This window comes from Mesorhizobium sp. M2A.F.Ca.ET.067.02.1.1 (genome assembly GCF_004023285.1).
In the GTDB taxonomy this organism is placed as follows: domain Bacteria; phylum Pseudomonadota; class Alphaproteobacteria; order Rhizobiales; family Rhizobiaceae; genus Mesorhizobium.
This window is the reverse complement of the sequence record NZ_RZSB01000744.1, coordinates 1-2,970: the sequence shown is the minus strand read 5'-3', so window position 1 is coordinate 2,970 and position 2,970 is coordinate 1. Positions and strand designations below refer to the sequence as shown.

Annotated in this window: 4 protein-coding genes and 1 pseudogene; all 5 read right to left on the bottom strand. The window is 69.0% G+C overall.

Features of this window, described 5'->3' with window-relative positions; genetic code table 11:
• The coding region (locus EOA28_RS31100; RefSeq protein WP_128315629.1) for a cobyrinate a,c-diamide synthase at positions 1-849 on the bottom strand (849 nt) is incomplete at its 3' end.
• A complete protein-coding gene (gene cobA / locus EOA28_RS31095) occupies positions 846-1,643 on the bottom strand; it encodes a uroporphyrinogen-III C-methyltransferase (protein ID WP_127253404.1) in 798 nt (265 codons plus the stop codon). The genes EOA28_RS31100 and cobA, both read right to left, overlap by 4 nt.
• A gap of 14 nt (positions 1,644-1,657) precedes the next feature.
• On the bottom strand, positions 1,658-2,422 hold the full coding sequence (gene cobM, locus EOA28_RS31090; RefSeq protein WP_127253403.1) for a precorrin-4 C(11)-methyltransferase: 765 nt from the start codon (positions 2,420-2,422) through the stop codon (positions 1,658-1,660).
• The gene (locus EOA28_RS31085) at positions 2,419-2,805 is read right to left on the bottom strand and encodes a cobalamin biosynthesis protein (RefSeq protein ID WP_127253402.1); all 387 of its coding nucleotides are present in this window, start codon (positions 2,803-2,805) and stop codon (positions 2,419-2,421) included. Before EOA28_RS31085 ends, cobM begins: the two co-directional genes overlap by 4 nt.
• Positions 2,802-2,970, bottom strand: a pseudogene (locus EOA28_RS40560) (cobalamin biosynthesis bifunctional protein CbiET); the annotation flags it as partial. The pseudogene EOA28_RS40560 and the gene EOA28_RS31085, both read right to left, overlap by 4 nt.

The following is a 2,970-nucleotide window of genomic DNA, read 5'->3' as shown; positions in this document are numbered from 1 at the left end:
TTCGTCGGCAAGCGGCGAGAAAGGCACGATCGCGGCGCCTGTCTTGCGCCAATGCGTGGCGACATGGGGATAGAGGAAGGTGAAGGCGGCGTCCTCCGCCAGCGCGATGCGTTGCCCGGGAGGTTGGAGCGCGTCACCGAAGTCGCCGGCCGCTGGTTCGAGCGGTTTCGCCAACGCCAAGATGGCGTCGATGTCGAGCAACTTTTCGACCATGTCGGCCAGCCGGTCGAGATGCGCCATCAGGTTCTGGTATTCGCCGGCCTGAACGAGGCCGAGATGCCGCTCCGGCAGGTTCAGCGTCGGATCGCGCAGTATGGCGCCGACCACGGGCAGGCCGATCGCCTCGATGGCGTCGCCCGACAGCCGCCGATGGCGTTCGCTGCCTAGCCGGTTGAGCACGACGCCGGCCATGCGCACATCCGGATCGTAAGTGGCAAAACCCTTGGCCACCGCCGCCGCCGTGGTCGACTGTCCGGAGACGTCGAGCACCAGAAGCACCGGCAGGCCGTAGAGCCTGGCGAGATCGGCGGCGGAGCCTGTGCGGCCCTCCGGCGCAGGGATGCCGTCGAACAGGCCCATGGCGCTTTCGAGGATGACATATTCGGCGTCGTCCGCGGCTTGGGCCGCCAGCGCGTTGAGCAGGGCAGGCGACATCGCCCAGCTGTCGAGGTTGACGCCGGTGAGGCCGGTGGCGGCGGTGTGGAAGCCGGGATCGATATAGTCCGGTCCGGATTTCGCGCCGCGCACTTTCAGGCCGCGCCGGGCGAGCGCGCGCAACAGGCCGATGGTGACGCTGGTCTTGCCCGAGCCGGAGCGCGGCGCGCCGATGATGATCGCGCGGGCGGTCACAAATCACCTGCCAGTGCCGCGCGCATCGCGACGATGCCGCCGACCACGATCAGCGCCGGGGAGGCGAGCCCGGCGGCCGCGGCCTCTTCGGCGATGGTGGCGAGCGTGGCGACGACAATGCGCTCCTGCGGCGTGGTTGCTGCGACAATCACGGCGGCTGGGGTCGAGGGCGCGAGGCCGCCGTCGAGCAGCTTTGCCGCGATCACCGGCAAATTGGCCATGCCCATATAGACGACGACCGGCTGTCCGGTGCGGGCGATCGCCACCCAGTCGATGTCGTCATCCGTGCCGGCGGCGTGGCCGGTCGCCAGAATGACGGCCTTGTTGATGCCGCGCATGGTGGCGGGGATGCCTGTGGCGGCCAGCGCGCTGAGACCGGAGGTCAGGCCGGAAAGCACCCGGAACGGGATTTTCTCGCCCGCCAACGCCAAGGCCTCTTCGCCGCCACGGCCGAAAATATAGGGATCGCCGCCCTTGAGCCGCACGACGCGGCGGCCCTCGCGCGCCAGCCGCACGAGAAGGGCGTTGATGTCGTCCTGCTTCATCGAAGGCTGGCCGCCGCGCTTTCCGGCGTAGTAGAGTTCGGCGCCCTGGGCGACCGCCACGATGTCGGGCGAGACCAGCGCGTCATAGACGAGTGCGTCGCATTGCCCGAGCGCCGCCAGCACCTCAAGCGTCAGGCAGCCGGGATCGCCGGGGCCGGCGCCGGCCAGCCAGACATGGCCGGGCTCCAGTTCGCGCGGTTTGAACTTCAGCCGCGCCAGCGCCTGTTCAACCGTAGCCCGTCCGTTCATGTTGGCGCTGCCGTTCACAATCCGTCCCGTCCGCGAAAACGCCGCTGGTAGTGGGCGTCGTAGAGTGAGCTTTCGCCGAAATCCTGCGCTGCGAGCGCGCTGCCGACGAAGATGATCGCCGTGCGCTCCATCGGGTTTTCCGCCAGCTGCGCTTCGATGGTGCCGAGCGTGCCGGTCAGGATGCGCTCGTCCGGCCAGGAAGCGCGGAAGACGACCGCGACCGGACACTCCGCGCCGTAGAGCGGAGTCAAATCCGCGACGACGCGGTCGATGGCGTGGATGGCAAGATGGATGGCAAGCGTGGCGCCGGTGCGGCCAAAACCGGCCAGCGTCTCGCCCGGCGGCATCTTCGAGGCGCGGCCCGAAACGCGCGTCAGCACCAAGCTTTGCGCGAGCTCGGGAATGGTCAGCTCGCGGCGAAGTGCTGCCGCTGCTGCCGCGAAAGAGGGCACGCCTGGGGTCAGCGTGTAGGGGATGCCGTGCTTTTCCAGCCGCCTGATCTGTTCGGCCACCGCGCTCCACACCGAGAGGTCGCCGGAATGCAGGCGCGCGACATCCTGGCCGGCCTTGTGCGCGGCGACATATTCGGCCTCGATCTCGTCGAGCGACATCGGCGCGGTATCGACCAGTCTCGTGCCGGGCGCGCAATGCGCGAGCAGTTCCGGCGCGACGATCGAGCCGGCATGGAGGCAGACCGGGCAACGGGCCAACAGCCGCGCGCCGCGCAGCGTGATGAGATCGGCCGCGCCAGGGCCGGCGCCGATGAAATGGACCGTCATGGCGCGTCTCCGCTGATGGCGATGGCGCAGGTGACCGGGCCAAGCACGGTGCGAGGCCCGAGCAATCTTGCGCCGGCCCCGGCAACGGCGAGAGCGGACGCTTCCGAAACCGACGGCGTGCCGGCGCGGCTCTGCGAGAGATCGCAACGGCTGCGGGTGCGTGACGAGGCCAGCTGCAGGACCCGGTCATCGGCAATGACCACCGGCAGGTTGAGCGCGCGGCCTGCGGCGGAAATCGCCGCCTCATCCTTTTTGAGCGGGGCGGTCGCCAGCGCCGAAAGCGCCGTCATCGCGAGGCCATGCGCTTCAAGCGCGGTCTCGATCGCCGCCAATACTTCTTCGACGCTCACGCCTTTGCGGCTGCCTATGCCCGCGACCATCATGGCTTGATCCAGCTCCACTGCGTGACAGGCATGGCCGGACGCCAGGCCTGCATCGAGCCGACCGGCGCCGCGCGGGAAAGCGCGATCCGGGTAAGGTCGCCGCCGCGCCTGTTGTACTGGTCGAGCAGCAGGGCTTCCATCTCCAGCGTCACCGCGTTAGCGACG